Source organism: Leucobacter sp. gxy201 (assembly GCF_051043335.1).
Classification (GTDB): Bacteria; Actinomycetota; Actinomycetes; order Actinomycetales; family Microbacteriaceae; genus Leucobacter.
In genome coordinates this window covers 609,393-636,024 of record NZ_JAMXWS010000001.1, presented here as the reverse complement: position 1 = coordinate 636,024, position 26,632 = coordinate 609,393, and the positions used below count along the sequence as shown (strand labels likewise).

Genomic DNA, 26,632 nt, shown 5'->3' with positions numbered 1-26,632 from the left:
GGGCCGTGCGCCGACGAGGTGCACGTCGAGGGTGTCTCGCCCCGGTGCCTCAGAGGCTAGGCGAACGGAGGTTGCATCAAGGTTGCATCGGGTGGCGGGGCCGCAGGGCTCGGGGCCGCAGGGCTCGGGGCCGCAGGGCTCGGGGCCGCTGGGCTCGGGATCGCACGGCGCGAGGCCGCCCGATTCGCGGTGCAGGGTCTCGGCCTCATGTCTCCCGCAGCGCGTCGAGATGGGCGACGACGCGCGCCCGTTTGGGCGAGAGCGGCGGCAGCACCTGCAGCAGCGTCTGCCATACCTGGGCGTCGTCGCCGCCCCAGTTCTGGGCGTAGTCGAACAGCGCGTCGGGCCCCGCCGATTGCAGCATCGCCTCGCGCAGCGTCGCGTCGACCTCGTCGCGCAGCCGTTCGGCGACGGGAGCGGTCGACTGCGGCATCACCGGCCCCTCGTAGGCGGCGAGGGCGAGACGGTGCGCACCGCGGGCGATCGCTTCGAGGCTCTCCACGGCGTCGACGCGCAGCGGGCGGTCGAGGCGGTAGGGGCGCGAGAGCAGGTCGATGCCCGCCTCACCCTGCGCGAGCGCCTTGCGCAGCCGCACCACTTCGGCGCGCAGCGTGCGCACCGACTCGGCGTCGCCGTACACCTCCTCGGCGAGGGCGGCGGCACCGAGGCCGGCGTGGTTCGCGAGCGCGAGCAGAATCTCGGCGTGGCGCCCGGTGAGGGGCAGCGATCCCCCGTCGCCCTCGAGGAGCGCGGGGTCGCGGCCGAGCACGATGAGCCGCGGAGCCGGCCGCACCGGGGCCGTCGCGCCCGCAGGTCGGGGGCGGGCGGCCGTGCTCGCGGGCCGGCGCTCCCGATCGATGAGCGATCTGAGCGTCTCGAGCTTGAGCTCGGCCTCGACCGCCGCGAGCGTCGCCTCGACGAGGGGCAGGATGTGGGGCGACGCCGCCGCGTCTCCCCCGGTGACGTCGATGACGCCGATGATCGCCCCGCTCAGCGGGTCGTGCACGGGGGCCGCTGTGCAGCTCCACTGGTGCACGGCCCGGTTGTAGTGCTCGGCGCCGAGCACCTGGATCGCGTGGTCGAGCGCGAGGGCGCTGCCGGGAGCGCTCGTGCCGACGGCCGACTCCGACCAGTCCATGCCGACGCGGAACCCCATCTCCTCGGCGGCCGAGCGCACGCGCGCTTCGCCGTCGAGCCAGAGCAGGCGACCGGCCGCATCGCCGACCGCGACGATGAGCCCGGCGTCGCCCGCGGCCTCGAAGAGCAGCCGTTCGACGACGGGCAGCACCCGGGCGATGGGGTGGGTGCGACGCAGCTCGGCGAGCTCGTCGGCGCCGAGCGCCGGCTGCTCGATCGCCGTGCCGGGGTCGATCGCGAGCATCTGGGAGCGCACCCATGAGCGGAGCACCGCCGGCCTGATGCCGGCCTGCGCCGCGAAGGCGCCGAGCTGTTCGGGGTCGTCGACGAGCGCTCCGTCGCCGGTGAATCGGTCGTGGGCGCGGGCCAGCTGCAGGCGGCGCTCCTGCGCCGATTCGCCGCTGCGCAGCGCACGCCACTGGCTCGCCACCGGCCCTCCTTCGCGCCCGCCCGGCGCTGCAGCGCTCCGGGCTCGTCGCGGCCCGCCTGCGGGCCGCCGTGCCTGGGATGCTACCGCACGTCGCTGGCAGAGCGGGGCGCAGCGTCAGGCGGCCTGCGACCCGCGGCGGTAGAGCTCGAGCAGCGCCTCGATGCCGCCCGATTCCCAGGCGCGCAACTGCAGCGCGGCGGCGCCCCCGTCGGCGCGGCGCTTCGCCATGAACGCCTCGACGTGCGCGAGGTCTCCGGTCGCCTCGAGCGACGGCCGAAGGTAGTCGACGAATGCGTCGACCACATCGAAGGCGGGGCGCGGCTCGCTCGCCGCGGGGTCGACGAGCTCGGAGCGCAGGCCGTTGCGCGCCGCCACCCAGTGCGCGCCGCGCAGCAGATCGCGCTGCACGACGACCGGCGCGGCGCCCGCCCCGCGCTCCTCGAGCGCCCGATGCACCAGCGCGCGCAGCAGCAGCCCGAATACGACCGCGTCGCCGCTTTCGAGCTGGGCGTCGGCGGTGCGCAGCTCGACCGTCGGAAACTTCTCGGAGAGCCGGATCGACCAGTTCACGAGCGCCTTGTCCATGAGCGCGCCCTCGCGCACGAGGCCGTCGACGACCTGCTCGTAGGCAGCGGCGTCATCGAACGCCGGCGGGTAGCCCGAGCTCGGCCACTGCTGCAGCTGCAGATAGCGCCAGCTCGCATATCCCGAATCCTCGCCGTACCAGAGCGGCGAGTTCGCGGTCAGGGCGACGAGCACCGGCGACCATTGCGCGATGCGGTTCATGACGTCGACCCCGGCGTCACGCGACGGCACCTCGACGTGCACATGGGTGCCGGTCGAGTAGTAGCGGTGCACCATGCCGCGCATGGTCGCGTGGATGTCGTGGTACCGCGGGTTCGCGGTGACGCGGCCGGGGATCTCGCCGCCGATCGGCGGCGACCCGGTGCCCGCGAGCACGAGATCGTGCTGCGAGGCGGCGCGCGATGCGGCGGCGCGGAACTCGCCGAGCGATGCGAAGGCTTCGTCGGCGGTGTCGCAGACGGGCGTCGCCGTCTCGAGCTGGCTGTGGAAGAACTCGTACTCGGCGCGGAGCCCCGACAGAGCCGCGACCATGTCGTCGGCGCCATCGCTCGGCATGCCCGTTGCGGCGTCGAGCAGCAGAAACTCCTCTTCCACGCCGAAATGCGGTGCGTCCGTTCGGTTTCGGGTCATAGTCGACCTGCCCTTCGCCGGCGGTTGCTCGTGCCCGACGAGCCTAGACTATCGGGGCGCGGCAGCGCATGACGACGCTACGAGACCGTGTTGCGCAGGATGCCGATGCCCGGGATCTCGACCTCGACGGTGTCGCCGGCGGCGAGGCGCCCGACGCCCGCGGGCGTTCCGGTGAGGATGACGTCGCCCGGCAGCAGGGTGCACATTTCCGAGGCGTGCGCGATGATGCGAGAGATCGAGTGGATCATGTCGGCCGTGCTGCCGTCCTGCCGCAGCTCGCCGTTCACGCGCGTCATCACGCGCAGTGCGCCGAGGTCGGGGTCGGTCTCGATGACGGGGCCGAGCGGGCAGAAGGTGTCGAAGCCCTTCGCGCGGGCCCACTGGCCGTCCGAGATCTGCAGGTCGCGGGCCGTGACGTCGTTGCCGCAGGTGAAGCCGAAGACGACCTTCAGCGCGTCCGCTTCCGAGACGTTCTTCGCGACCGCGCCGATGACGAGGGCGAGTTCGCCTTCGTACTCCACGCGATCCGAGATCTGCGGCAGCACGATCGACTCGTTCGGACCGATCACCGCGGTGTTCGGCTTGAGGAAGAGCAGCGGCTCGGCGGGCACGTCGCCGCCGGTCTCGCTGCGCATCTCGGCGACGTGATCGGCGTAGTTCTTGCCGACGCCGATGACCTTCGACCGCGGGATCACGGGCGCGAGCAGCCGCACGCCCTCGAGCGCGAAGCGGCGGCCCGTGGTGTCGTATCCGGCGACCATCGGGTCGCCGGAGAGCTCGACCACCTCGATGCCCTCGCCCTGCTCGGCGGCGTCGAGCACGCCGTACGAGATCTCGCCGTCGACCTGGAACCGTGCGACCTTCATCGGACTATGCCTCCACGATCACGTCGAGCCAGCCGTGGCGATCCTCGCGCTGGCCGGTCTGGATGCCGACGAGCTCCTCGCGCAGCGACATAGTGAGCTCTCCCGGCGTCTCGCCGAGATCGACGATCGTGCCCGCCTCGCCCTTCAGCTGCCCGATCGGAGTGATGACCGCCGCGGTGCCGCAGGCGAAGGCCTCGGTGATGGTGCCGTTCTGCACGCCGTCGCGCCACTCCGAGACGGTGACGGCGCGCTCTTCGACCGCGTGGCCCCGATCCTGGGCGAGAGCGATGAGGCTCTTGCGAGTGATGCCGTCGAGGATGTTGCCGTTGAGCTGCGGCGTGAGCAGCGTGCCGTCCGAGCGCACGATGAAGAGGTTCATGCCGCCGAGCTCGTCGATCGTGTCGTCGGTCTGCGAGTCGGTGAACAGCACCTGGGCGCAGCCGTTCTCGGCCGCGATGTTCGTCGGCAGCAGCGACGAGGCGTAGTTGCCGCCGCACTTCGCAGCTCCGGTGCCGCCGTGGCCGGCGCGGGCGAGGTGGTCGGAGAGCCAGATCGAGACGGGCTTCACACCGCCGCTGAAGTAGGCACCGGCGGGGCTCGCGATGATCATGAAGCGGGCGCGATGGGCCGCGCGCACACCGAGGAAGCTCTCGTCGGCGATCATGAACGGGCGCAGGTAGAGGCTCTGGTCGGCGCCGCTCGGCACCCAGTCGGCATCGGCGCTGACGAGACGGTGCACCGCCTCGACGAAGACCTCGACGGGCAGCTCGGGCAGCGCGAGACGCACGGCGCTCGCGTTCAGGCGGCGCGCATTCTCTTCGGGGCGGAAGGTGACGATCGAGCCGTCGGGGCGGCGGTACGCCTTGAGGCCCTCGAAGATCTCCTGCCCGTAGTGCAGCACCGACGAGGCCGGGTCCATCTGGATCGGCCCGTACGGGACGACCTGGGCGTCGTGCCAGCCGGCCTCCCGTGTCCAGCTGATCGAGACCATGTGGTCGGTGAAGTGGTTGCCGAAGCCCGGGTTCTCGAGCTGCGCCTCGCGCTCCGCGGCGGGCAGGCGGTCGGCCTCGGTGACGGTGAAGGTGGGGGTCATAGCGGTGTTCTTTCGTCGATGCAGCTGCGCTCGGGGCGGTGCGCGAAGGGCGCGCGTGGCGTGTGCGGCGCGCCGGTCAGGCGCGCGGCGCGATGGCGGCGATGATCGCGTCGCCCACTTCGGGAGTGGAACGCGCCGCAGTGCCGCGGGCGGCGAGGTCGGCACGCACGGCGTCGCGTACGCGGTCGCCCTCGGCCTGCAGGCCGAGGTGGTCGAACATGAGGGCGGCCGAGAGGATGGCGGCCGTCGGGTCTGCCTTCTGCTGCCCGGCGATGTCGGGCGCCGAGCCGTGCACCGGTTCGAACATGCTCGGGAAGGTGCGATCGGGGTTGATGCTGCCCGAGGCCGCGAGGCCGATGCCGCCGCCGATGGCGCCGGCGAGGTCGGTGAGGATGTCGCCGAAGAGGTTGTCGGTGACGATCACATCGAACTGGGCGGGGTTCTGCACCATGTGGATCGTGGCGGCGTCGACGTGCATGTAGTCGACCGCGATGCCGGGGTGCTCGGCCGCGACGGTCTCGACGATGCGCTGCCAGGTCGCGCCCGAGTGCACGAGCACGTTGGTCTTGTGCACCCAGGTGAGCTTCTTGCGGTCGCGCTGCTCGGCGATCGAGAAGGCGTGGCGCACGATGCGCTCGATGCCGAAGGCGGTGTTCACCGAGACCTCGGTCGAAACCTCGTTCGGGGTGCCGGCGCGCAGACGGCCGCCATTGCCCGCATACGGGCCCTCGGTGCCCTCGCGCACGACGACGAAGTCGACCTCGCCCGGGTGCTTCAGCGTCGACTCGACGCCGGGGAAGAGGGCGCAGGGGCGCACGTTCGCGTAGTGCTCGAAGTCGAAGCGCAGCTTGAGCAGCAGACCGCGCTCGATGTTCGCGTTCTTGAGGCGAGGATCGCCGGGCACTCCGCCGACCGCGCCGAAGAGGATGGCCTCGTGCTCGGCGATGGCGGCCTGCTCTGCTGCGGGCAGCGTGTCGCCGGTGGCGAGGAAGCGCTCGGCGCCCAGCTTGAACTCGGTACGGTCGAGCACGACATCGCCGCCCGCGAGCACCGCGTCGAGCACGCGGTTCGCCTGCTCGGTCACCTCGACGCCGATACCGTCGCCCGGGATCACGGCGAGCTTGATGGTGCGGGTCATTGAACGCTCCTTCTTCGGTGTTCTGCTGGCAACGGCCCCGGATATCCCGGGCGCAACCCCTCCAGCTTAGCGCCGTGCATGCCCCGGGAACGCCGAAAGCCCCACCCGAAGGTGAGGCTTTCGTTCCGGTGACCCCAACGGGCGCGATGCGCACGCAACGAAACGCGAACAGCGTTTCGGCGCGCACCGCGGCGGGCCCACCGGCCCGCAACCCGTGGCACGGGTTCGAATCCCGCCCCCGCCCGAAAACGCCGAAAGCCCCACCCGAAGGTGAGGCTTTCGTTCCGGTGACCCCAACGGGATTCGAACCCGTGTTGCCGCCGTGAGAGGGCGGAGTACTAGGCCGCTATACGATGGGGCCGGAGCTGTTGTTTTGCGCTTCAGATCTCTCTGCCGCGCTGGCAACTCATATATCTTGGCACACCCCCGCGAATCCTGCAAAATCGGGCTGCGCACCCCGGGAGTGTTCCGCATGATTCCGCGCTTCTCGCCCGGATTCGACCGCTGTTTCCGGGGTGCCACGGAGCCCGCCGGGCCCGCGCCCTATGCCGCGTTCGCGGGCCGCCCCAGGCGCACGGCGGCCGAGACCACGACGCCCGCGAGCACGAGGGCCGAGACGACGAGCGCTGCCGCGAATCCGACGACGCCCGCGACGGTGAGCGCCCAGACGACGGCGAGGCCGGCGCCGAGGAAGAGCGCGAAGAACTGGCCGTCGAGGGTCCACAGCAGCACGTTGATGCCCGACGCGTCGCCGGCGGGCGTCGGCACCGGGGCGAGCAGGCGCAGCGGGATCGGCCCTTTCAAGGCCGTCGAGGCGCGCAGACCGACGGCGACGGTGGCCGCGAGCGCTGCAGAGACGACGAGCGCGGCGATGTCGGCGCCCGCCACTGCATTCGTGTCCCCGGAGAGCGCGACCGAGGCGGCCAGCGCTCCCGCGCCGAGGGCGGCGACCGCGAGCACGGCGGGCGCGATTGCGTGACGAACGATCAGCAGCGCGGGCGACGAGGGCAGCAGGGGCGGCAACCCGCTCCCCTGCGCCGCGGTGGCAAGGCCCCGGCACCAGGGCGCAGCAGAGAGGTAGGCGAGCAGCATCGAGACGGCACCGAGGAGCGCGGAGGCGGCGTAGGGCAGGAGGAACCGCTCGCCGGTCTCGGGCACGCCCGCGGCGAGGCTGCCGACCGCCGCCGACCAGAGCGCACCCGCGGCGAAGATGCCGAGGGCGCCGAGCGAGCTGCGACCGGGGGTGCGGGCGATGCCGAGGAGATCCCTGGTGAGGATCATGGCGGTGAGACCGCCCGGGCGCGAGCCGCCGACTCGCAGCCTGACGCGACGACCGAGCCGCACGGGGGCGCCGAGACGCGCGAGGCCTGCTCCGGGGTCGCCCGAGAGCACGAGCGTCTGCACCGTGTCGAGTTGCAGTGCCGCGGTGCGCAGCTGCTCCCACGGCAGACGCGCCGCGACCGCGGGCGCGCGCACGGCGACGATCGCTGCCGCGAGCACCGCCCCGAGACCGGCGACGGGCTGCGGGGCGCCTCCGAGCAGCAGGCCCGCGGCGTGCGACCAGGGATCGTGCAGCAGGCCGGGGCACCCCTGCGCCGCGAGCCAGGCCTGGGTCGCGGCCAGCGCGAGCAGCAGAGTCGCTGCCACGGCGCGCGTGCGCCGCCCGAGCTGGCCCGCGAGCGGGGCCGCTGCCATGAGGATGCCCGCCGAGGCGCAGGCGGCCAGCAGCCACAGCGCCTCGCCCCAGCCGGGTGGCTCGTGCAGTGCGCGGGCGGCGATGCCGATGCCCGCGACGATCGCACCCAGGCCGGCGCCGAGACCGAGCCAGCGCGCGACGGTCGGGCGCAGCAGGCGGGCGCGCGAGATCGGCGCGACGAAGACGAGGTCGAGCTGCGGAAGCGTCGCGCGGGCGGGGCCGATGCGCGACCCGGCGAGCACGAGCAGCACGGTGGCGGCGGTGAGCGCGGGCGCGAGCGCGCCGAACGAGGTGAGCGCGCCCGCATCGGCGAGCGCCGCGCTGCCGACCTCTGTGCCTGCCCCCGCATCCGGCTGCTGCAGCTCGCGCTGCAGCCAGAGCACGCCGGCCCGCACCACGGGCGCGACGATGATCAGCGCGAGCAGCGCCCCCATGTAGAGGCGGTAGGCGAGGTCGGAGGCCGTGAAGCGGCGCCCGCGCCCGCGCAGCACCCGCCGTGCACCGGCGATGCGCCGACGGTCGACCGCAGCATTCCCCCGGCGGGTCCCGCCGCCTGCTTCCGGCCGCGGCCCCGCCTCGCGTGCGCGATTCACGCGGCCTCCGCGCCTCCGCGTGCGCGGGGCTCGCCGACCACGGTCTCAGCATCGGCGACGCGCGCCACGAGGGCCGCATCGTGCGAGGCGAACGCGATCGCGGCGCCGTGCGTACGGGCGTCGAGCAGCGCATCGGCGACCAGGGATCGCCGGTCGAGGTCGAGCCGCTGCTCGGGCTCGTCGAGCAGCAGCACCGTTGCGGGGCGCGCGAAGGTCACCGCGAGCGAGACGAGCTGCCGCTGCCCGCTCGAGAGCTCGTTCGGGAAGCGCTCGGCGAGCCCCGTCAGCCCGAAGCGGTCGAGCGCCGTCGAGCCGAGGCCCGGCCACGCGGGTGCCGGCCCGGCCCCCGCGCCCGCGGCCTCCCAGGCGGCCTCGATGAGCGCGAGGTGGTCGTGCACCGTGAGATCGGGGTAGAGCACCGGCGGCTCGATGAGCGCCGCGATGTGGGTGCGCACGGCGGGGTCGCGGTCGTCGAGGCGGCCGCCGAAGAGCGACACCGTGCCTCCGCTCGGGCGCAGTCGGCCCGCGATCACGCGCAGCAGCGTCGTCTTGCCGGCCCCGTTCGGCCCGCGCACCGCGACGCTGCGGCCCGCGTCGAGGGCGATCGAGGTCGGCGGCAGCAGCACGGCGCCATCGATCACGACCTCGGCGTTCGAGGCCGAGAGCACCGGCGCCGGCTCGTGCATCGTTCGAGCGCCTCAGGCGGTCTCGTGCGGGCGGAACGGCTTCGCCGGCGACCCGAGGGCCGCGTCGTCGCCGGAATCCCCCGGTTCCTCTGCGCCGTCCGCGGTGACGGCGGTGCGCTCCGGCGGCTCCCATACCTGGATGATGCCCCACGCGACCGCCGCGATCGGCACTGCGAGCACGGCGCCGAGAATACCGCTCAGCACGGTGCCGATGGTCAGCGCGAGCAGAATGACGAGCGAGTGCAGCTTCAGCGCGCGCCCCATGAGCACGGGCTGCAGGAAGTTGCCCTCGAGCTGGTTGACGAGCACGACGACGCCGATGACGAGCAGCGCACTGACCGGGCCGTTGGCGACGAGTGCGACGAGTGCCGCGAGGGTGCCGGCGAGCGTCGCGCCGACGATCGGGATGAACGCGAGCACGAACACGAGCACTGCGAGCGGCAGCGCGAGGGGCACCTGCAGAATCATGAGGCCGATGCCGATGCCGATCGCGTCGACGGCGGCGACGGCCGCGGTGCCGCGCACGTACGAGCCGAGCGTCGATACGGTCTTCGCGCCGGCGCGGCGGGCGCGCGCCAGGGCCTCTCCGGTGAACGGGCGCAGCACGAAGCTCCACAGCTGCGGGCCGTCTTTCAGGAAGAAGAAGAGCACGACGACCATGAGCACGAGCCCGGTCACGAAGTTCGTGACGACGCCGGCGCCGGCGAGCGCGCCCGAGCCGAACTTCGAGCTCGTCAGGAAGTCGACGACGGTGTTGCGCCACTCCATGAGCTGGTCGTGGTCGGGCGCGAAAGGCAGGGTCTTCACCCAGTCGAGCACCTGCGCGAAACCGTCCTGAGCCTGCGACGACAGGTCGTCCCACTGGTCGCGCACCGCCCAGACGATGAGCCAGCCGATCGCAGTGAGCAGCACCATGATGGCGACGAGCACGACGACCGTCGCGAGCGCGGCGGGCATGCGGCGGCGCAGCACGCGCATGACGGGTGCGAAGGCGCTGGCGAAGATGAGGGCGAGCAGAATCGGGATGACCACGGTGGTGAGTTCGCGCAGCCCGATGATCAGCAGCGCCGTGAGCGCGAGCACGATCAGAATCTGCAGGGATCGCGTCGCGAGCATCCCGAATCCGTCGACCCAGAGCGAACGGGCCCGGCTCGGCTGCGCGGTGTTCGGATGTTCGATGTGGTGCTGCTCGCTCATGGAACTCCTCGGTCTCGGTGTTCGGATTGCGCGGTGCGCCGTGCCCCGCTACCTCTGTACGGCGTGCTGCGCGATGAATGCGCGCAGCTGGGCCTCGTCGTCGTTCATCTCGGTCACGTGCTGCGGCAGATCGAGCAGCCCGGCGAGGTGCTCGGGCATGCCGATGCGCTGCCCCGTCGCCTCGAGCACGATCTCGGGGAATTTCTCGGGCTTCGCCGTTTCGAGCACGAGCATCAGCACGCCCGCCTCGACGTGCTCGCGCGCGACCTTCACGCCGTCGGCGGTGTGCGGGTCGATGAGCGTGCCGCTCGCCTCGTACACCGAGCGGATGGTGGCGACGCGGTCGGCGTGCGTGCTGGTGCCGCTCTGGAATCCGAACTCGGTCTCCAAGCGGGGCAGCTCTGCCGAGAGGTCGATGCGGCCGGTCTCATCGAGCTCGCGCCAGGCGGCGGCGAGGCGCTCGGGGTCGCGGCCGAGCAGGTCGAAGATGAAGCGCTCGAGGTTCGAAGCCTTCGAGATGTCCATCGACGGGCTCGAGGTGGCGTGCGTGTCGGCGGCCGAGCGCGGCGCGTAGATGCCGGTGCGGAAGAACTCGTCGAGCACGTTGTTCTCGTTCGCGGCGAGCACGAGGCGGCGGATCGGCAGCCCCATGGCCTTCGCGAGGTGGCCCGAGAGGATGTTGCCGAAGTTGCCCGACGGCACGGTCACCGACACCTCGAAGGCGGCGCGATCGCCCTCGGCGACGGCGTCGGTCGCCCGCAGCCACGCCCAGAAGTAGTAGACCATCTGCGCCGAGATGCGGCCCAGGTTGATCGAGTTCACGGTGCCGAGCTCGTGCGCGCGCTTGAACTCGAGGTCGCTCGAGAGCGCCTTCACGAGGTTCTGGCAGTCGTCGAAGACGCCATCGATGGCGATGTTGTGGATGTTGTCGTCGGTGAGCGAGTACATCTGCGCCCGCTGGAAATCGCTCATGCGGCCCTGCGGCGACATCATGAACACGCCGATGCCCGCCTTGCCGCGCAGTGCGTACTCGGCGGCGGAGCCGGTGTCGCCCGACGTCGCGCCGATGATGTTGAGCGCACGGTCGCTCCGCGCGAGCACGTACTCGAGCGACTGCCCGAGGAACTGCATCGCCATGTCCTTGAACGCGAGCGTCGGGCCTTCGGAGAGGCCGACGAGCAGAATGCCGTCTTCGAGCTCGGTGACGGGCACGATCTCCTCGGCGACGAATCCGGCCGGCGCGTACGCCGCCGCGCACATGCGGGCGAGGTCGTCGCGGGGAATATCAGTCGCGTAGAAGCTCAGCACCTCGGTCGCGAGTTCGGGGTACGTCAGCGAGCGCCACGACTCGATCTGCTCGGAATCCACCTGCGGCACCGTCTCGGGCACGACGAGCCCGCCGTCGGTCGCGAGCCCCTCGAGCAGAATCGCGCTGTAGGGCGCGGGGGCCATGCCGCCGCGGGTCGAGATGTACTTCACCGAACACTCCTTGTATCGAACCTGCATCCATTCTGGCAGGTGCCGCCGACAAACAAGGATAGAGGGCACGGCATGCACTCAGCTTCCCGCCGCAGCGGAGCCCGGTGTTCTAGGCTGTCTCTCCGAGACGACCGCGAACCAGAAGGAGCACCGGGCATGGGCGACGAGACGCAGCCGGGCCAGCAGCCGTACGCTCAGCAGCCCTACCCCCAGCAGCAGCCGTACGCGCAGCAGCCCTACCCCCAGCAGCAGCCGTACGCTCAGCAGCCCTACCCCCAGCAGCAGCCGTACGCGCAGCAGCCGGCGCCGCCCCAGGTGCCCACGGGCCAGCCGCAGTACACGGCGCCCGAACTCCTGCCGCACTACATGCAGCCCCGGCACACGCCGCTGCAGCCGACGGGCGGGCTCACCGGTCAGACGCCGCCGCCTCCGCAGGCCGCCATGTACTCCCCCTACGCGTACCAGCAGATGGGCGTGCGCCCGCCGATGAGCCGGATGGCGGTCTGGGCGTTCATCTCGTCGTTCTTCATCGGCATCCTCGGCGTCGTGCTCGGGCTCATCGCGTCGAAGCAGATCGGCAATCGCGGGCTGCGCGGCGTCGGCTTCGCGATGGCCGGGTTCTACATCGGCATCTTCGTAACGGTCATCCAGTTCACCCTCGGCACCATCGTCGCCATCGCGCTCGGGGTCGGCGCGGCCGCGCTCTGAGCTCGGGCGAGGCCCCGGGGCGGTGCGCGGGCTACCAGGAGACGGGCAGCGCCTTGCCCTCCTCGTAACCGGCGGCCGACTGCAGCCCGACGTGCGCGCGCACGTGGAACTCCTGCAGCGTCGCGGCCCCCGCATAGGTGAGCGAGGAGCGCACTCCCGAGGTGATCATGTCGACGAGATCCTCGACGCTCGGCCGCTGCGGGTCGAGGTAGATCTTCGATGACGAGATGCCCTCGGCGAAGAGCTCCTTGCGTGCCCGCTCGAATGCCTCGAGACCCCCGAAGCGGCCCTGCACGGCCTTCGTCGAGGCCATGCCCCACGATTCCTTGTACTGGCGGCCTTCGGCGTCGGAGAGCAGCTCGCCGGGCGACTCGGCGGTACCGGCGAACCACGAGCCAATCATGACCGAGGCCGCACCGGCGGCGAGGGCGAGCGCGACATCTCGGGGGTAGCGAACGCCGCCGTCGGCCCAGACGTGGGCGCCGAGCTCGCGCGCGGCCTGCGCGGTCTCGAGCACGGCCGAGAACTGGGGGCGGCCGACTGCGGTCATCATGCGGGTGGTGCACATCGCACCGGGGCCGACACCGACCTTGAGAATGCTCGCGCCCTCCTCGACGAGGTCGTGCACGCCGTCGGCGGTGACGATGTTGCCCGCGACGATGGGCAGACCGAGGTCGAGCTCGGCGACGGCGCGCAGCGCGCGCAGCATGCCCGCCTGGTGGCCGTGGGCGGTGTCGACGACGAGGGCATCGGCTCCGGCGGCGGCCAGGGATCGCGCTTTGCCCGCCACATCGCCGTTGATGCCGACGGCCGCCGCGACGGCGAGCCGCCCATCGCCGTCGAGCGCCGGGCGGTAGATCGAACGCCGCAGTGCCGAGCGCAGCGACAGGGTGCCGAGCAGCGCGCCGCCGTCGACGACGCCCACGGCGCCGTCCGCGCTGCCCGAGAGGGCGGCGTCGACCGCGTCGAACGTCTCGCGCGGGTCCGCGACGAGCGATGCGTCGAGCAGCGCGGGCGATCCCTGGATGAGATCGCCGAGGCGCGCGTCGGCCGGAACGCCCGCGAGCCGCTCGGACGAGAGGATGCCGCGCACCCGCTCGGCCGAGATGGGGGTCTCGGCGGGGTCGCCGATCACGACGACGACGCTCTGCCCCTCGGCGCGCGGAATCAGCCCGAGCGCATCGGCCGCGGTCTGCGCCTCGCCGAGCGCGATCGGGGTGTCGACCTCGGCCGGCTGCTCCTTGACCCACCGGATGGCCCGCTCGGTGCCTTCGAGCGAGAGGTCCTGGGGCAGCACCGCGAGGCCTCCGCGACGGGCGAGCACGGCCGCGAGGCGGGGCCCGGTCACCGAGTTCATGTTCGATGCGACGAGCGGCACCGTGGCGGGTGTGCCGTCGCGCGGTGCGAGATCGACGGCGAGCCGACTGCCGAGCTCCGAGTGCCGCGGTACCAGGAACACGTCCGAATAGGTGAGGTCGACCGAGGGCTGCGCACCGATGAATTCCATGTTTCCAAACTAGCCGTTCCGGGCCCGGGGTTCGCTTCAGGCGTTTTTCCGATATATAGGATTGAACTGTGCGGCGGCTCCCGTCCGTCCCACTCAGCCCGCCCCGCCGCAGGTCCCGCGCCCGACGGGGAGAGTACGCAATAGTTTTGAGGAGACGGAAATGTCTGACAACAACCCGACCGACGAAGGCGCCCAGAACATGCCTTCCGAGGGCGGCGCGCCAGCACCCGACGCAGGTGCACCGCAGCCCCCGGCGGCGCCCGCAGCGCCTCCCGCCCCGCAGTACCAGGCTCCGCAGCCGCCTGCACCGCAGGCGCCCCAGGCCCCCGCCGCACCGCAGATGCCGGCACCCGCATTCGCCGGCGCTCCGCAGGCCCCGGGCGGTCCCGGCTCCCCGGGCGCGCCCGGCGGTCCCGGCGCCCCGCGCCCCCCGTACGGCCCCGCACCGGCGGCCTCGAAGGGGCTGGCGATCACCGCGCTGATCCTCGGCATCGTCGGCGTCGTCGGCGGTCTCATCTTCGGCTGGCTGCCGTTCGTCGGCGGCATCATCACGATTCTCGTCGGCGCGGCCGCGGTCGTGCTCGGCTTCATCGCCCTGAACAAGCGCCAGTCGAAGGGCATGTCGCTCACCGGCCTCATCATGGGCGGCGTCGCCGTGCTCATCGGCATCGCCTCCATCGTGCTGTGGAGCATCGCCTTCTCGCAGGCGGGCAGCGCCATCGACGAGTACAGCTCGCAGCTCGATGAGCTCTCGAGCGAGATGGAGATCGAGGGCAGCGCTGACGCCTCGTCGACCGAGGGCAGCACGAGCGATTCGGGCACTGCCTCGGGCGAGTACACTGCGGAGTTCTGCACCGCGCTCGACGACTACTTCAGCGCGAGCGGCAGCTCCTCCGACCCGAAGGATGCGGCCGTGATCGACGCGGTCGAGGAGCTCGCGTCGCACCAGAGCCCCAACCAGTCGGTCTACCAGGACTACCTCGCGCTCGCCAAGGACTCGAGCGCGAGCGAGGCCGATGTCGCCACCGGCATGCTCGACCTGCTGTCGGCGACGATCGACGACTCGATGGAATGCCTCTAGCATTCGTCGGCGAAACGCACAGTCATCGCAGACGATACCCACTGATACACTGACACTCTTGCAAAAGGACACGCAGAAGCATGCTCAAAGGATTCAAAGAATTTCTGCTCCGCGGTAACGTCGTCGACCTCGCCGTCGCCGTCGTCATCGGCGCAGCTTTCAACACCGTCGTCGAGAAGGTCGTCGACTCGCTGATCAACCCGATCATCGGCATGGTCTTCAAGGCCGACTCGCTCGACGGCGCGCTCATGATCGCGCTGCCCGGCGGCGGTTCGCTCGCCCTCGGCGCCGTCATCGGCGCGGTGCTCAACTTCGTCATCATCGCGGCCGTCGTCTACTTCGTGTTCGTGGTGCCCATGAACAAGATGCGCAGGCCCGAGCCCGAGAGCGACGAGCCCGAGGTGCCGACCGAGCAGGAGCTGCTCAGCGACATCCGCGACCTGCTGCGCGCCCAGGCCGAGGCGACGGGCCAGGCCCCCGCGACCGGCGGCGACCACAAGCACTGACCGAACGCGAACTCGGGTTCGCGCGATTTTCCCACCCCTAGAGATTATTGAGGCGACTCCGACATGACGTTCGACCCGACGCAGCCCCCTGCTGAGCCCACTTCCGCGCAGCAGGGGGCTGCCGCCCCTCCCGACGGCCGGCCCGCCCCGCACGGCGCACCGCAGCCCCCCGCACCGGGCCTGCCGCCGCAGCACCCGTACGCGCAGCCGCCGCGCGGCAAGACGAACACGCTCGCGATCATCGCGCTCGTCGGCTCATTCTTCATCTCTCTCGTCGGCATCGTCTGCGGCCACATCGCGCTGTCGCAGATCAAGCGCCGGGGCGAGGGCGGGCGCGGCCTCGCACTCGCCGGCGTCATCATCGGCTACGTCGTGCTCGCAGCGCAGATCACGGCCGTCATCGCCGTGATCGTCTTCATCGTGCTGGCGCCCGCAGGCTCCGGCTCCGCCGCCGGCGCGGACGCTCCCGGCCCGACCGGCTCCGCTCCCGCCTCCACGGACGGCCCCGAAGGCATGGCCTCGGGCGGCGCCGTCTTCGGCGCGGGCGGCGAGCTCATCTCGCAGGGGTCGACGAGCGGCGACGAGCGCGTCGCGTTCGACGTCGATCGCACCAGCGACCCCGTCGATGTCACGATCTACGTCGACTACATGTGCCCCATCTGCGGTGCGTTCGAGGGCGAGTACGGCGACGACCTCGAGACCGCCGTCGATGCCGGCGACATCACGCTGCAGGTCGTGCCCCTCAACTTCCTCGACTCGATGTCGCAGGGCACGAACTACTCCACGCGCGCGGCGAACCTCTTCGCCTGCACCGTCGAGAACGCCCCCGATGCGGCGCTCGCCGTGCACACCGCACTGCTGAGCGACGCCGTGCAGCCCGAGGAGCAGACTCCCGGCCTCGATGACGAGGAGCTGCTGCAGGTCGCGGCGGATGCGGGCGCCGACACCGCAGGGCCGCTGCGCTCCTGCGTCGAGAACGTCGCCTACGGCGGCTTCTTCAGCACCAACACCTCGGTCTTCACGCAGGTCGGTCTCGTCGGGCTCGCCGATGGCGCGCAGCTGCAGGGCCCGGGCGGCGAGCTGCAGCCCGCCGACCAGCCGCAGAAGCTCACCGGCACCCCGACGGCGATCGTCTCGGGCGAGGAGTTCGTCTTCGCGCGCGACGGCGACTTCGCAGACTTCCTCGAGAAGTCGATCGCCGAGCGCGGCTGACCCGTCATCCGTTCGGCGCGGTTCGGGGCCGGGGCCCTGAACCGCGCCGTGCGCTCGGTCGGCTGCGTAAGCTCGGCCTGGGGCGTGAGCTCGTTCAGAGTTGCGAGTTCGTTCGGACGTTTCCGCACGAATCCATCCGAGTGAGCTCTCATCTCCGAGGGAGCTCACGCGCCCGGGGCGGACCTCACGCCTCGCCGAGCGCGGTGAGCACGAGCAGCAGCGCGTTGAGGGCGACGATGGCCACGGCCACGGCGATCGCCACGGTGCGCAGCACCGGCCCGTTCGCCCACCGCCCCATCACGGATCGCCGGCTCGTGAGGCCGATGAGCGGGATCAGTGCGAAGGGGATGCCGAACGAGAGCACGACCTGGCTGAGCACGAGTGCGCGCGTCGGGTCGAACCCGACGCCGAGCACGACGAGCGCCGGCACGAGCGTGACCAGGCGCCGGGTGAAGAGCGGAATGCGCACGTGCAGCAGACCGCGCATGATCTCGGCGCCCGCGTACGACCCGACCGACGTCGAGGCGAGCCCCGAGGCGAGCAGCCCGATACCGAAAAGCGCCCCGATCACCGGCCCGAGGTGCGCCGTGATGGCCGCGGCGGCTCCGTCGATCGTGTCGGTGCCCGCGACGCCCGGCAGCGAGGAGGCCGCGAGCAGCAGCATGGCGATGTTCACGCCGCCGGCGAGCAGCAGCGCGAGCCCGACGTCCCACCGGGTCGCGCGCAGCAGGCCCGCGAGGCGTGCGGGGTCCGTCTGACGGCCGTGGCGATCCCTGGCGAGCGATGAGTGCAGGTAGATCGCGTGCGGCATCACGGTCGCACCGAGCATGCTCGCGGCGAGCAGCACGGTCGCGGTGCCTTCGAAGCGCGGGATCATGCCGGCCGCGATGCCGCCCCAGTCGAGCGGGCTGATGACGAGACCGGCGACGAAGCCGACCGTGATGACCGCGAGCAGTGCGAGGATGACGCGTTCGAAGGTCAGCTGCCCGGCGCGCTGCATCGCGAGGATCGCGAGGGACGCGATGCCGACGATGACTCCGCCGAGCAGCAGCGGCACGTCGAAGAGGATGTAGAGAGCGAGCGCCCCGCCGACGACTTCGGCGAGGTCGGTGGCGATGGCGACGAGCTCGGCCTGCGCCCAGAACAGCAGTCGTGCCGGTCTCGAGAGTCGTGCGCCGAGCGCTTCGGGCAGGCTCTGACCGGTCACGAGGCCGAGCTTGGCCGACAGGTACTGCACGACGACGGCCATCGCGTTCGCCAGCACGAGCACCCACACCAGCAGGTAGCCGTAGTTCGCCCCCGCCGAGAGGTTGGCGGCGACGTTACCGGGGTCGACGTAGGCGATCGCCGCGACGAATGCGGGCCCGAGCAGCCCGACGAGCCCGCCGCTTCTGCGCGTCGTCCGCGCCCTGCCGTTCATCATTCCCGCTCCCCTTCCGCAGAGACCCCGCCGGTTCTTCCGGTGGTCTCGATGCCGCCTCGACTGCGGCCCGATCATCTTGACTTCGATTCAACCATATTAAAAGTTCGCCATGGCGAACTTTCTCATTTTGCGCGCGTCGGCCCTTCACACCCGGTTCACACCCTCGCCTGCCACGATGACCGCATGGGGCATCTGAACTACGGCAGCGGGCAGGAGTTCGAGTTCGACGACCGCACGCTCGCGCACCTGAAGATCGTGATGACGGGCAAACTGCGCCGCCAGGAGAGCTTTCTGCTGAGCTGGGTGAACCCCGCCGAGCGCGGCGGGGGCCGGGTCTCGATCTGGGTCTCGTCGAGCATCCCCCTCACCTTCCGCTTCGCCGGCAGCCGCAGCCCGACCCTCAATCAGGAGTGGCTCGAGGTGCTGCACGAGTTCTCGCACACGCCGCGCGGGCTCATCGTGGTGTCGGAGGAGGAAGCCGCTGCCCACGCCCGCAAGAACAGGACATAGCCGCGCGGTCGCACGCGCATCGATGCAAGGGAGGAACGGGAATGGGACATCTGCACTACGGCCTCGGCGAGAGCTTCGAATTCGACGACCGGCTGCTGACGCATCTGCGCACGGTGATCCTCTCGAAATTCGCCCTGCAGGAGGCCCTCGCGCTGACCTGGCATACCGAGACGACGCAGCACAGCGTCTGGCTACACCCGAGCGTCCCGCTGCACTTCGAGTTCGACATGCCCGAGACGCCCGAACTCAACCGCGCCTGGCTCGAGAAGCTCAGGGATCTCGCGAACTCCGCGGGCGGTCTGCGATGCGTCGACGAACCCGTCGACGCATCCGTTGTCGCGGAGGCCTGAACTCGGCGGTGCTGCGCGACATCCTGCCGATGGCTCCGGCCGACTGAGCTACAGGTGCTTGCCGCCGGTCACGGGGAGCACGATGCCCGACACGTACGACGCGTCCTCGGAGGCCAGGTACACGTAGGCCCCCGCGACCTCGACCGGCTGCCCGGGGCGGCCGAGCGGGGTATCGCCGCCGAACTGCTCCTGCTTCTCGTCCCAGCCCGTCGCGGGGATCAGCGGCGTCCAGATGGGCCCCGGCGCGACGGCGTTCACCCGCACGCCGCGGCGCCCCTGCTCATCGGCGAGCGCGCGCGTGAACCCGACGAGCGCGAACTTGGTCATGGCGTAGTCGAGCAGGTCGGGGCTCGGCGAGAACCCCTGGATCGAGGCGGTGACGATGACCGAGGCGCCGGGGCGCAGATGCGGGGCGGCCTCCCGCATGAGCAGCAGCGGGGCGACGAGGTTGGTTTCGAACACCTCCATGATCTGCTCGCGGGTGATGTCGACGTCGGGCCGGCGCTCGTACTGGGTGCCCGCGTTGAGCACGAGCACCTCAAGACCGCCGAGTTCGTCGACCGCGCCGGCGACGGCCGCGACGCAGACCGATTCGTCGCGCAGATCGCCGGGCAGTTGCACGCATCGGCGACCGGCCTCCTCGACCAGCCGGCGCGTCTCGTCGGCATCCGTCTGCTCCTCGGGAAGGTAGCTGATCGCGACGTCGGCGCCCTCGCGGGCGTAGGCGATGGCGACGGCGCGGCCGATGCCGGAGTCGCCGCCCGTGACGAGGGCGCGGAGGCCCTCGAGCCTCGCATTGCCGCGGTATTCCTCCTCGCCGTGATCGGGGACGGGGCGCATGCGCCCGGTCAGGCCGGGCTGGCCGTCCTGCCGCTGTTCGGGGAAGGGCGGGCGGGGATGCTTGGTACGGGGGTCGAGATTCGGTGACATCGTCGATGGCTCCTTCGGGTCGGCGGTCGACGTGATGCGAGCGGAGCGGTCCGGACCGCCCAGTGCCGGCGGTTCAGTGCTCGCGCAGCTTCTGAATGAGCTCCTGCTTGCGCAGCTTGGAGTAGCCGGTGAGACCGAGTTCCTTCGCGCGCTGCCGCAGTTCGGGCACCGTGCGCTCGTCGTAATCCTCGGCCTCTCCCCCGCGCTTGCCGACGGCTCGGCGGCCGTCGCGCGCGGCGGCGTTCGAGATGCGGGCGGCCTTCTCCTTCGAATTCCCCTCCTCCCGCAGACGCTCGTAGAGCTCTTCGTCCTTCAGCTGGGGCGTGGGCATGGCGACTCCTTCCGATATTCGGTTCGCATCGACGGTAGCCCCGCGACCGGACTCGCGGCACCCCCTCGACAACGCCGGCGGCTGCGGGTACTCTCGGCTTCCCCGCCGACCGGACACGCGGGCGCGATTGCTACGGAGCGCCGAGCGACGGTTCGACCTCCGGCTCGGGCGCACGCGGGCGGGGCGACTCCGACCCCTCGCGGTAGAGCTCGAGCAGCCCCGCAATGCCGCGCTCGGCGAAGCGGGCGATCTGGCGGCGTGCCGGGCTGCCCTCCTCGCGGAGGCGCACGAGCATGTGCTCGACTCGGGGCATGTCGCCGAATCTCACGAGCTCGGGTCGAACCTGCTCGATCATTCGTTCGAGCAGGTCGAAAGCGGGGAGCGACTCCCCCGCTACCGGGTCGACGAGCGTGGTCTCGAGGCCGTTGCGGGCCGCGTTCCAGATGGCGCCGTCGAGCAGGCCGGGTGCGATGCGCGGATGGTCGAGTCCGTGCTCGATATCGTGCAGTGCGCGCTCGACGAGGGCCCGCACGACGACGGCGAAGTCGACCGCTTCGCGCGGCGAGAGCTGCGCGTCGGCGATGCGCAGCTCGACGGTCGGGTAGCGCTCCGAGAGGCGCGCGAGCCACGTCACGAGACCGGAGTCGAGAAGCACGCCGCTCTCGACGAGCGCCGCGATCGATGCATCGTAGTCCGCGCCGTCGAAGAACTCCGGCGGATAGCTCGTGAGCGGCCAGTTGCGGCTCATGATCGAGCGCCAGCTCGCGAACCCCGTCGCCTCCCCGCACCAGACGGGCGAGTTCGCAGTCATCGCGAGCAGGGCGGGCGCCCAGCGGGCGAGGTGCCGCAGCACGGCCACACCGGCGTCGCGCGACGGCACCTCGACATGCACGTGCGTGCCGGTGACGTACTGGTAGGCCCCGGCGGCCCGCATTTCCTGGTCGATCGCGCGGTATCGCGTCTCGGGCGTCACCGTGCCGACGACGTCGCCGCCGACGGGCGGCAGCCCGCTGCCCGCGACGATCGCCCCTCGGGCGGCCGCCGCGGCCGCGGCCGTGCGGCGGAACTCCCGGAGCTCGTGCTCGGCCTGCGCCGCGCTCGTGCAGATGCCGGTCGCGGTCTCGAGCTGGCTGGCGAAGAACTCCCGCGACGCGGTGTCGCCGTGCTCGGGCAGCGTGCCGATCGTCTCCTCGGCGCGATCCACGGGGGCGCCGTCGCTTTCGGAGAGCAGCAGGTACTCCTCCTCGACCCCGAATCTGCGCGGCTCGTTCCGCCGTTCATCCATGGCCGTCCCCATTCTCGTCGCCCTCGTCGTCCGTGTCGTTGTCGTGCCCACGCCGCGCCGGCGACGAGGCGACGTCCTCCCCGAGCTCGGCGAGCGCGTCTCTGGGGTCGTCGGCGTCGGTCTCGACCTCCTGCTCTGCGTCGGCGTCGACGAGCTCCTCGTCGCGATCGCGGTGGTCGGTCGCGACGAGCTCGTGCTCCTCGTCGACCTCCTCGTTCTGCTCCCAGATCTCGGCCATGGCGCCGCCCTCCTCTTCTCGGCCGCGCGATGCGCGAACGGGGGTCGCGCGGCGTGAACCGGCATGCGCCGGCGTGTGTCTCACGAGCGTACGAGCCCGTCGCCCGTGCGTCACCGGGGTTGACGGGCGGTCTCCGAGGCCGCTAGGGCGGAGCGCCGCTCGCGGCGAACGCCCCAGCGGGCGAGGGCGTAGAGCGCGCACCCGACGACCACGAGCACTCCGGCGAACGCCCAGACGACGCCGCGCTGCTGCGTCATGAGCGCGATGCACGAGAGCGCCCCGAGCACGGGTACGAAGCTCCAGACCCGGAAGTGGGGGTGATCGACGCGGTCGCGCCGCAGCACGAGCACCGATACGTTCGCACTCAGGAAGACGAACAGCAGCAGGAGCACGACCGTCTCGGCGAGCGTGGCCAGGTCGCCGACGAGCACGAGCAGCATCGCGACGACCGTCGTGACGACGATCGCGGCCCACGGCGTGCGGCGCTTCGGCAGCACGCGCGCGAGGCCCGACGGCAGGAGGCCCTGCTCCGCCATGCCGTAGGCGAGGCGGCTCGCCATGATCATCGTGAGCAGGGCGCCGTTCGCGACGGCGATGAGCGCGATCAGGCTGAACACCGATGCCGGCACGCCGATCCCTGTCGCTTCGACGACCGCGAGCAGCGGGCCGCTCGACGCGACCAATTCATCGGGCGGCAGCGCGACGGCGCTCGCCCACCCGACGAGCGCGTAGACGACTCCGGCAGTGACGAGGGCGGCGAACAGGGCGCGGGGGTAGTCCCGGGACGGGCGCCGCACCTCTTCGACGACGTTGGCCGACGTCTCGAAGCCGACGAACGAATAGAAGGCGATGATGGCGCCCGCGAGCACGGCGCCTGCGGTGCCCGTGCCCGCCGGGGCCTGCAGGGCGCGCGAGGGATCGCCGCCGCCCCCGGTCGCGAAGACGGCGACAGCGACGATCACGATGACGAGTCCGCTCAGTTCGACGAGGGTCATCACGAGGTTCGCCCCCATCGATTCGCGAATACCGCGGGCGTTGAGCGCCGCGACGATCGCGAGGAACACGATGGCGACGACGGGCACGGGCAGGTCGACGAACGTGCTGAAGTAGTCGCCCGCGAAGGCGATGGCGAGACCCGCCGCGCTGGTCACGCCGGCCGCGAGCATGGCGAAGCCGACGAGGAACGACACGAGCGGGCTGCGGAACGCGCGTTCCGCGAACACGGCGGCCCCGCCCGCACGCGGGTACTTCGTCACGAGTTCGGCGTACGAGCCGGCCGTCAGCAGCGCGAGCAGCAGGGCGACGACGAGCGGGGCCCAGAGCAGCCCGCCCACTTCCTCCGCGAGCACTCCCATCAGCGCGTAAATGCCCGCCCCGAGCACGTCTCCGAGGATGAAGGCGAAGAGCAGCGGCCCGGTGATGGCGCGTCTCAGCCGGCCCGCGTCCGCGGTCCGCGCGGCCTGCCGGGTCATTCGCCGCCCTCCGCATCGGGCAGCGGGCGCCATTCGAGGTCGGCGATCGCCGGGCCCTCGAGCCGCGCGCCGGTCGCGGTGAAGCGCGAGCCGTGGAGCGGGCAGTCCCAGCTGCGCTCGGCACGGTTCCAGTTGAGCACCCCGCCGAGGTGCGTGCAGACCCCCGACACCGCGCAGAGTTCGCCGTTCACGCGCGAGACGGCGACGGGCCTGCCGCCGCCGTACCGCACCCGCCCTTCGCCCTCGCCGAGCGGCTCGGGGCTCTCGGGCTGCAGCGCCGCGGCGGCGCGGCCGCCGACCGCATGCAAGCCTGCACCGATATTCACCTCCAACGTGTCGGCGACGGTGCGCAGCCCGATCGTGTCGTGATGGTAGGCGCGCGCCCAGTCCATACGGCCGCCGAGCATCTCGGCGGTGATCGCGAGCGCGGCGGCGACGCCGTTCGTCATACCCCATTTGTTGTACCCCGTGGCGAGATGCACGCGGCCGCGCCCCCACGGCATCTCTCCGGCGAACGGCAGACGCGAATGGCTGCGGTAGTCCTGGGCGGCCCACAGCGCGACGCGCTCGCGCACGGAGAAGTGCTCGCGCACCCAAGCGTCGAGCTCGGCGACTTCGGCCGCGGTATCGGTCGAGCGGCCGGTGACGTGGCCGCCCCCGCCGACCACGAGCACCTCCTCCCCCGACGGACCGGTCGCGGTGCGCAGGGATCGCGGCGGGTCGCCGACCGAGACGCACATGTCGCTGGGGGCCGTTCCCGGAGCCACGCGGTAGGCGGCGGCGTACGAGCGCGACGGCTCGATCTTCGCGAAGTACATGCCCCGGTCGAGAATGGGGGTGCCGGTCGCGAGCACGCAGTTCTCGGCGGCGAGCATGCCGCCGTCCGCGCTGACGACCACCTCGTGGGAATCGACGTCGACGTCGCGCACCCGCTGGTGCTCGACGATGCGACCGCCTCGCTCGCGCAGTTCTCGCGCGAACGCCGCGAGCATCGTCAGGGGGTGCAGCTGGGCCTGACCGTCGAGCGTCAGCACCCCGTGCGTCTCGAACGGGAGATCGGGAGACCGAGTGGTGCCGAGCTCGAGACCGGCGGCGAGCGCGGCGCTGCGCTCCTCGTCGAGGGCGTCGACGGCCGACGGGTCGGCCGCGTAGACGATCGCGCGCCGGCGCGGCACGTCGATGCCCCAATGCTCGTGCTCGCGCAGCAGCCAGGCCTGGCCCTCCCGATTGGCCGCCACGTAGTCGCGGAGCACGTCGTCGCCGTCGTGGGCGCGGATGTCCGAGAGCACGGTGCCCTGGAGCAGGCTCAGCTTGCCGGTCGTGCCGCCGGTCGTCACCGCGCCGACGGTGCGCGCTTCGAGCACGACGACCTTCCGGCCGGCCCGCGCGAGCAGCACCGCCGTCACGAGCCCGGTCAGGCCCGCGCCGACGACGACGGTGTCGGCGCGCCCGTCGCGCCAGTCATCGGTCTCGATGCGGGGCCCGGTCATGCGCCAGAGCGAGGTCATGGTCTCGGGGGTCGGGTTCTCGGTGGTCATGGCCGAAACGGTAGAGGGCCCGGGCGCCTCGCATCACCCCGTTGACAAGGCGCCGGTTCGCGGTCAGTCGATGGCGGCGAAGGCTTCGCCGAGCAGCGCGGCGGCCCGCTCCCGCCCGATTCCGAGGCGGGCGAGCGCACGGGCCGCGTCGCCGGCGATCCGGCGCGCCTCCGCTTCGACCGGGTCGCCGCCGGCATCGAGCCGCACGAAGGTGCCCGCTCTGCCGCGCCCTTCGACGATCGCCGCCGCTTCGAGCTGCCGGTAGGCGGAGGCGACCGTGTTCACGGCGATGCCGAGGTGCGCGGCGAGACCCCGGGTCGTGGGCAGCTTCGCGCCCGGCACGAGGCGGCCGTCCGCGACCGCTCCGATGACGGCGTCGTGCACCTGCTGCGATGGCGGCGCTGCGGCAGCGGGGTCGATGCGGAAGAACGCGAGGACGTCGGCGGGAGGCGGCATGGTTCGAGCCTAGCGAGCGGAGGCCCTGCGGGCGCCCGCTCTCAGATCAGGTCGGGGTTCTTCCGGGCGAAGGACTCCGCCTCCGCTTCCGGGATCACGAGCACGCCGCGGTTTCCGTGCGAGGTGGCGAGCATGACCGTGATCCAGAGCATATTGAGCTCGGGCGGGCGACTGCCCGAGAAGCGGAATCCGAGCTGCGTCGCGGTCGAGACCCAGAGGGCCATCCTGCCGCCGCCCTCCTGCACCGACTTGGTCCAGCTGACGTAGAACCCCTCGTGCTTCTTCAGCTTCTGTCCGATGACGGTCTTCAGATGGGCGAGCAGCCGATCCTCGAACTCGTATTCCAATGTTCCGTGCAGCAGATAGCCCATATCGCCGAGTGTGGCAGACCTCGGCCGACGTCGTTCGTGCCCCGTTCGGACACGCGCTGAACCTGACAGTATCGGCACCGACTGCGCCGATACGGTCCGTTTCACGGCTGCGCTCGCTAGGCTCGCGGCATGGGGGAACGTCGGAATCATGGAGGCCATCGGCACCGGGAGCAGCGCGGATGACGGCCGCTCCCGAACTGCTGCGGGTCGAGTCCGACTCGGTAGCCGAGGTCGAGGATGTGTGGAACGATTTCGCACCGTCGGCGAAACTGCTGCGGGCAGACGAGCAGCAGTGCCGGCTGCAGTGGGTTTCGCTGTCGGTGCCCGGCCTGTCGCTGATCGAATACGAGCTGCATGCCGATGTCCGGGCCTCGGTCGCCCCCGAGGGGCAGCTCTTCGCATGCCGGCTCACGAGCCCGAGCGCCGAGATGTGGAGCGAGCGCACGAGCTTCCCGCCCGGCCGCCCCTGGCTCACCGACGGGCGCCCGGTCGACGCCGTGTGGGAGGGATCGGCCCGGGTGCAGGCGATGGCGTTCGACCTCGGGTACGCCGAGCGGCTCGCGCGCCAGATCACCGGCGACGACCGGCTCGTGCTCCGGACACGATCGCCCGAGGCGATCGGCCAGGCGGCGAGCCGGCGCTGGGACGCGACCTTCCGCCACCTGATGACGGCGCTGCAGATCGAGACCGACGAGTCGGGGGCGCTCGAGTTCGAGTCGTCGCAGCTCTGGTCGGCAGGCCTGCAGCGGTACGCGCTCTGGGCGACGCTCGCCTGCTTCGCGACCACCTTCGGCGACTCCGCCGAACGCTCGGCGCAGACGCTCGCCGCCCCCAGAGCCGTGCGGCAGGCGGTCGCATATATCGAGGAGCACGCGCACGAGGCGATCACGATCGACGATGTGGCCCGCGCCGCGCACATGTCGACGCGCGGCCTGCATGCGGCGTTCAGGCGGGCGCTCGGCACCACTCCGAGCGCCGAACTGAAACGGGCTCGGCTCTCGGGCGCGCGCGCCGATCTGCTCGATGCCGAGCCGGGAGATTCGGTGGCGGCGATCGGCGGCCGCTGGGGCTTCACGAACGTGACCCGGTTCACGCGGGCCTTCCACGAGGCCTACGGCGAGGATGCGCGGGTGCTGCTGCGCCGCCAGCAGCACCAGTTCTGGTGATCCCCGGCCGATAATCGA

Annotated in this window: 26 protein-coding genes and 1 tRNA gene; 7 read left to right on the top strand and 20 right to left on the bottom strand. The window is 71.6% G+C overall.

Translation table 11 applies throughout. From position 1 onward, the window contains the following. Window positions 1-205 precede the first annotated feature (205 nt). The 10 genes from NHL51_RS02905 to thrC all read right to left on the bottom strand — a co-directional run bounded on the left by NHL51_RS02905 (window position 206) and on the right by thrC (window position 11,530). Window positions 206-1,567, bottom strand: coding sequence for a hypothetical protein (locus tag NHL51_RS02905; protein WP_434141650.1), 1,362 nt, complete (start codon window positions 1,565-1,567; stop codon window positions 206-208). Between the two features lie 114 nt (window positions 1,568-1,681). Further along, entirely contained in the window at window positions 1,682-2,782 is a 1,101-nt protein-coding gene (locus tag NHL51_RS02900; protein WP_434141649.1) for a carboxylate-amine ligase, read from the bottom strand. Window positions 2,783-2,859: 77 nt separating this feature from the next. Continuing rightward, window positions 2,860-3,648: a fumarylacetoacetate hydrolase family protein gene (locus NHL51_RS02895; RefSeq protein ID WP_434141648.1), complete on the bottom strand. Its 789-nt coding sequence runs from the start codon at window positions 3,646-3,648 to the stop codon at window positions 2,860-2,862. A gap of 4 nt (window positions 3,649-3,652) precedes the next feature. After that, window positions 3,653-4,741 (bottom strand): branched-chain amino acid aminotransferase, encoded by a 1,089-nt coding sequence (locus tag NHL51_RS02890; protein ID WP_434141647.1) that lies wholly within the window; start codon window positions 4,739-4,741, stop codon window positions 3,653-3,655. A 76-nt stretch (window positions 4,742-4,817) separates the two neighbouring features. Continuing rightward, entirely contained in the window at window positions 4,818-5,879 is a 1,062-nt protein-coding gene (locus NHL51_RS02885) for a 3-isopropylmalate dehydrogenase (RefSeq protein WP_434141646.1), read from the bottom strand. A gap of 288 nt (window positions 5,880-6,167) precedes the next feature. Beyond that, window positions 6,168-6,240: transfer RNA gene (locus NHL51_RS02880), tRNA-Glu, on the bottom strand. A gap of 182 nt (window positions 6,241-6,422) precedes the next feature. Then, a complete protein-coding gene (locus NHL51_RS02875) occupies window positions 6,423-8,168 on the bottom strand; it encodes a hypothetical protein (RefSeq protein WP_434141645.1) in 1,746 nt (581 codons plus the stop codon). Next, window positions 8,165-8,854, bottom strand: a complete 690-nt coding sequence (locus NHL51_RS02870) for an ABC transporter ATP-binding protein (protein WP_434141644.1) — start codon at window positions 8,852-8,854, stop codon at window positions 8,165-8,167. Before NHL51_RS02870 ends, NHL51_RS02875 begins: the two co-directional genes overlap by 4 nt. A 12-nt stretch (window positions 8,855-8,866) precedes the next feature. Beyond that, window positions 8,867-10,051, bottom strand: coding sequence for an AI-2E family transporter (locus tag NHL51_RS02865; RefSeq protein WP_434141643.1), 1,185 nt, complete (start codon window positions 10,049-10,051; stop codon window positions 8,867-8,869). 48 nt (window positions 10,052-10,099) lie between these two features. Then, the gene (gene thrC / locus NHL51_RS02860) at window positions 10,100-11,530 is read right to left on the bottom strand and encodes a threonine synthase (protein WP_434141642.1); all 1,431 of its coding nucleotides are present in this window, start codon (window positions 11,528-11,530) and stop codon (window positions 10,100-10,102) included. A gap of 156 nt (window positions 11,531-11,686) precedes the next feature. On the opposite strand from thrC, the gene NHL51_RS02855 reads away from it, so the two are divergent. After that, window positions 11,687-12,238: a DUF4190 domain-containing protein gene (locus NHL51_RS02855; protein WP_434141641.1), complete on the top strand. Its 552-nt coding sequence runs from the start codon at window positions 11,687-11,689 to the stop codon at window positions 12,236-12,238. A gap of 31 nt (window positions 12,239-12,269) precedes the next feature. Here NHL51_RS02855 and NHL51_RS02850 read toward each other — a convergent pair whose 3' ends face one another. After that, window positions 12,270-13,745 (bottom strand): GuaB1 family IMP dehydrogenase-related protein, encoded by a 1,476-nt coding sequence (locus tag NHL51_RS02850; protein WP_434141640.1) that lies wholly within the window; start codon window positions 13,743-13,745, stop codon window positions 12,270-12,272. A gap of 160 nt (window positions 13,746-13,905) precedes the next feature. Between NHL51_RS02850 and NHL51_RS02845 the strand changes: the two genes are divergently transcribed. The 3 genes from NHL51_RS02845 to NHL51_RS02835 all read left to right on the top strand — a co-directional run bounded on the left by NHL51_RS02845 (window position 13,906) and on the right by NHL51_RS02835 (window position 16,544). Beyond that, window positions 13,906-14,826, top strand: a complete 921-nt coding sequence (locus NHL51_RS02845; protein ID WP_434141639.1) for a hypothetical protein — start codon at window positions 13,906-13,908, stop codon at window positions 14,824-14,826. Between the two features lie 80 nt (window positions 14,827-14,906). Next, the gene (gene mscL, locus NHL51_RS02840) at window positions 14,907-15,332 is read left to right on the top strand and encodes a large conductance mechanosensitive channel protein MscL (RefSeq protein ID WP_434141638.1); all 426 of its coding nucleotides are present in this window, start codon (window positions 14,907-14,909) and stop codon (window positions 15,330-15,332) included. Window positions 15,333-15,395: 63 nt separating this feature from the next. Then, window positions 15,396-16,544 (top strand): DUF4190 domain-containing protein, encoded by a 1,149-nt coding sequence (locus NHL51_RS02835; RefSeq protein WP_434141637.1) that lies wholly within the window; start codon window positions 15,396-15,398, stop codon window positions 16,542-16,544. Window positions 16,545-16,728: 184 nt separating this feature from the next. On the opposite strand, the gene NHL51_RS02830 is transcribed toward NHL51_RS02835, so the two are convergent. Next, on the bottom strand, window positions 16,729-17,964 hold the full coding sequence (locus NHL51_RS02830; RefSeq protein ID WP_434141636.1) for an Nramp family divalent metal transporter: 1,236 nt from the start codon (window positions 17,962-17,964) through the stop codon (window positions 16,729-16,731). Window positions 17,965-18,150: 186 nt separating this feature from the next. On the opposite strand from NHL51_RS02830, the gene NHL51_RS02825 reads away from it, so the two are divergent. Together NHL51_RS02825 and NHL51_RS02820 are read left to right on the top strand one after the other, a co-directional pair. After that, window positions 18,151-18,477, top strand: a complete 327-nt coding sequence (locus NHL51_RS02825) for a hypothetical protein (RefSeq protein WP_434141635.1) — start codon at window positions 18,151-18,153, stop codon at window positions 18,475-18,477. A 41-nt stretch (window positions 18,478-18,518) separates the two neighbouring features. Continuing rightward, window positions 18,519-18,827, top strand: a complete 309-nt coding sequence (locus NHL51_RS02820) for a hypothetical protein (protein WP_434141634.1) — start codon at window positions 18,519-18,521, stop codon at window positions 18,825-18,827. A 48-nt stretch (window positions 18,828-18,875) separates the two neighbouring features. Here the strand turns inward: NHL51_RS02820 and NHL51_RS02815 are convergent, their stop codons facing one another. The 8 genes from NHL51_RS02815 to NHL51_RS02780 form a co-directional block, all read right to left on the bottom strand. Next, window positions 18,876-19,757, bottom strand: a complete 882-nt coding sequence (locus tag NHL51_RS02815; RefSeq protein ID WP_434141633.1) for an SDR family oxidoreductase — start codon at window positions 19,755-19,757, stop codon at window positions 18,876-18,878. A gap of 73 nt (window positions 19,758-19,830) precedes the next feature. Further along, window positions 19,831-20,088, bottom strand: a complete 258-nt coding sequence (locus NHL51_RS02810; RefSeq protein WP_434141632.1) for a Rho termination factor N-terminal domain-containing protein — start codon at window positions 20,086-20,088, stop codon at window positions 19,831-19,833. A gap of 130 nt (window positions 20,089-20,218) precedes the next feature. Continuing rightward, entirely contained in the window at window positions 20,219-21,373 is a 1,155-nt protein-coding gene (locus tag NHL51_RS02805) for a carboxylate-amine ligase (protein ID WP_434141631.1), read from the bottom strand. After that, window positions 21,366-21,611: a hypothetical protein gene (locus NHL51_RS02800; RefSeq protein ID WP_434141630.1), complete on the bottom strand. Its 246-nt coding sequence runs from the start codon at window positions 21,609-21,611 to the stop codon at window positions 21,366-21,368. Before NHL51_RS02800 ends, NHL51_RS02805 begins: the two co-directional genes overlap by 8 nt. A gap of 110 nt (window positions 21,612-21,721) precedes the next feature. After that, complete coding sequence (locus NHL51_RS02795) at window positions 21,722-23,083, bottom strand: APC family permease (protein WP_434141629.1); 1,362 nt, start codon at window positions 23,081-23,083, stop codon at window positions 21,722-21,724. Then, window positions 23,080-24,621, bottom strand: coding sequence for an FAD-dependent oxidoreductase (locus NHL51_RS02790; RefSeq protein WP_434141628.1), 1,542 nt, complete (start codon window positions 24,619-24,621; stop codon window positions 23,080-23,082). Before NHL51_RS02790 ends, NHL51_RS02795 begins: the two co-directional genes overlap by 4 nt. Window positions 24,622-24,684: 63 nt before the next feature. Continuing rightward, window positions 24,685-25,077 carry a GntR family transcriptional regulator gene (locus tag NHL51_RS02785; RefSeq protein ID WP_434141627.1) on the bottom strand — a complete coding sequence of 131 codons (393 nt, stop codon included), beginning with the start codon at window positions 25,075-25,077 and terminating at the stop codon, window positions 24,685-24,687. A gap of 41 nt (window positions 25,078-25,118) precedes the next feature. After that, the gene (locus NHL51_RS02780) at window positions 25,119-25,448 is read right to left on the bottom strand and encodes a hypothetical protein (RefSeq protein WP_434141626.1); all 330 of its coding nucleotides are present in this window, start codon (window positions 25,446-25,448) and stop codon (window positions 25,119-25,121) included. Between the two features lie 179 nt (window positions 25,449-25,627). Between NHL51_RS02780 and NHL51_RS02775 the strand changes: the two genes are divergently transcribed. After that, window positions 25,628-26,614, top strand: a complete 987-nt coding sequence (locus NHL51_RS02775; protein ID WP_434141625.1) for a helix-turn-helix transcriptional regulator — start codon at window positions 25,628-25,630, stop codon at window positions 26,612-26,614. Window positions 26,615-26,632 lie beyond the last annotated feature (18 nt).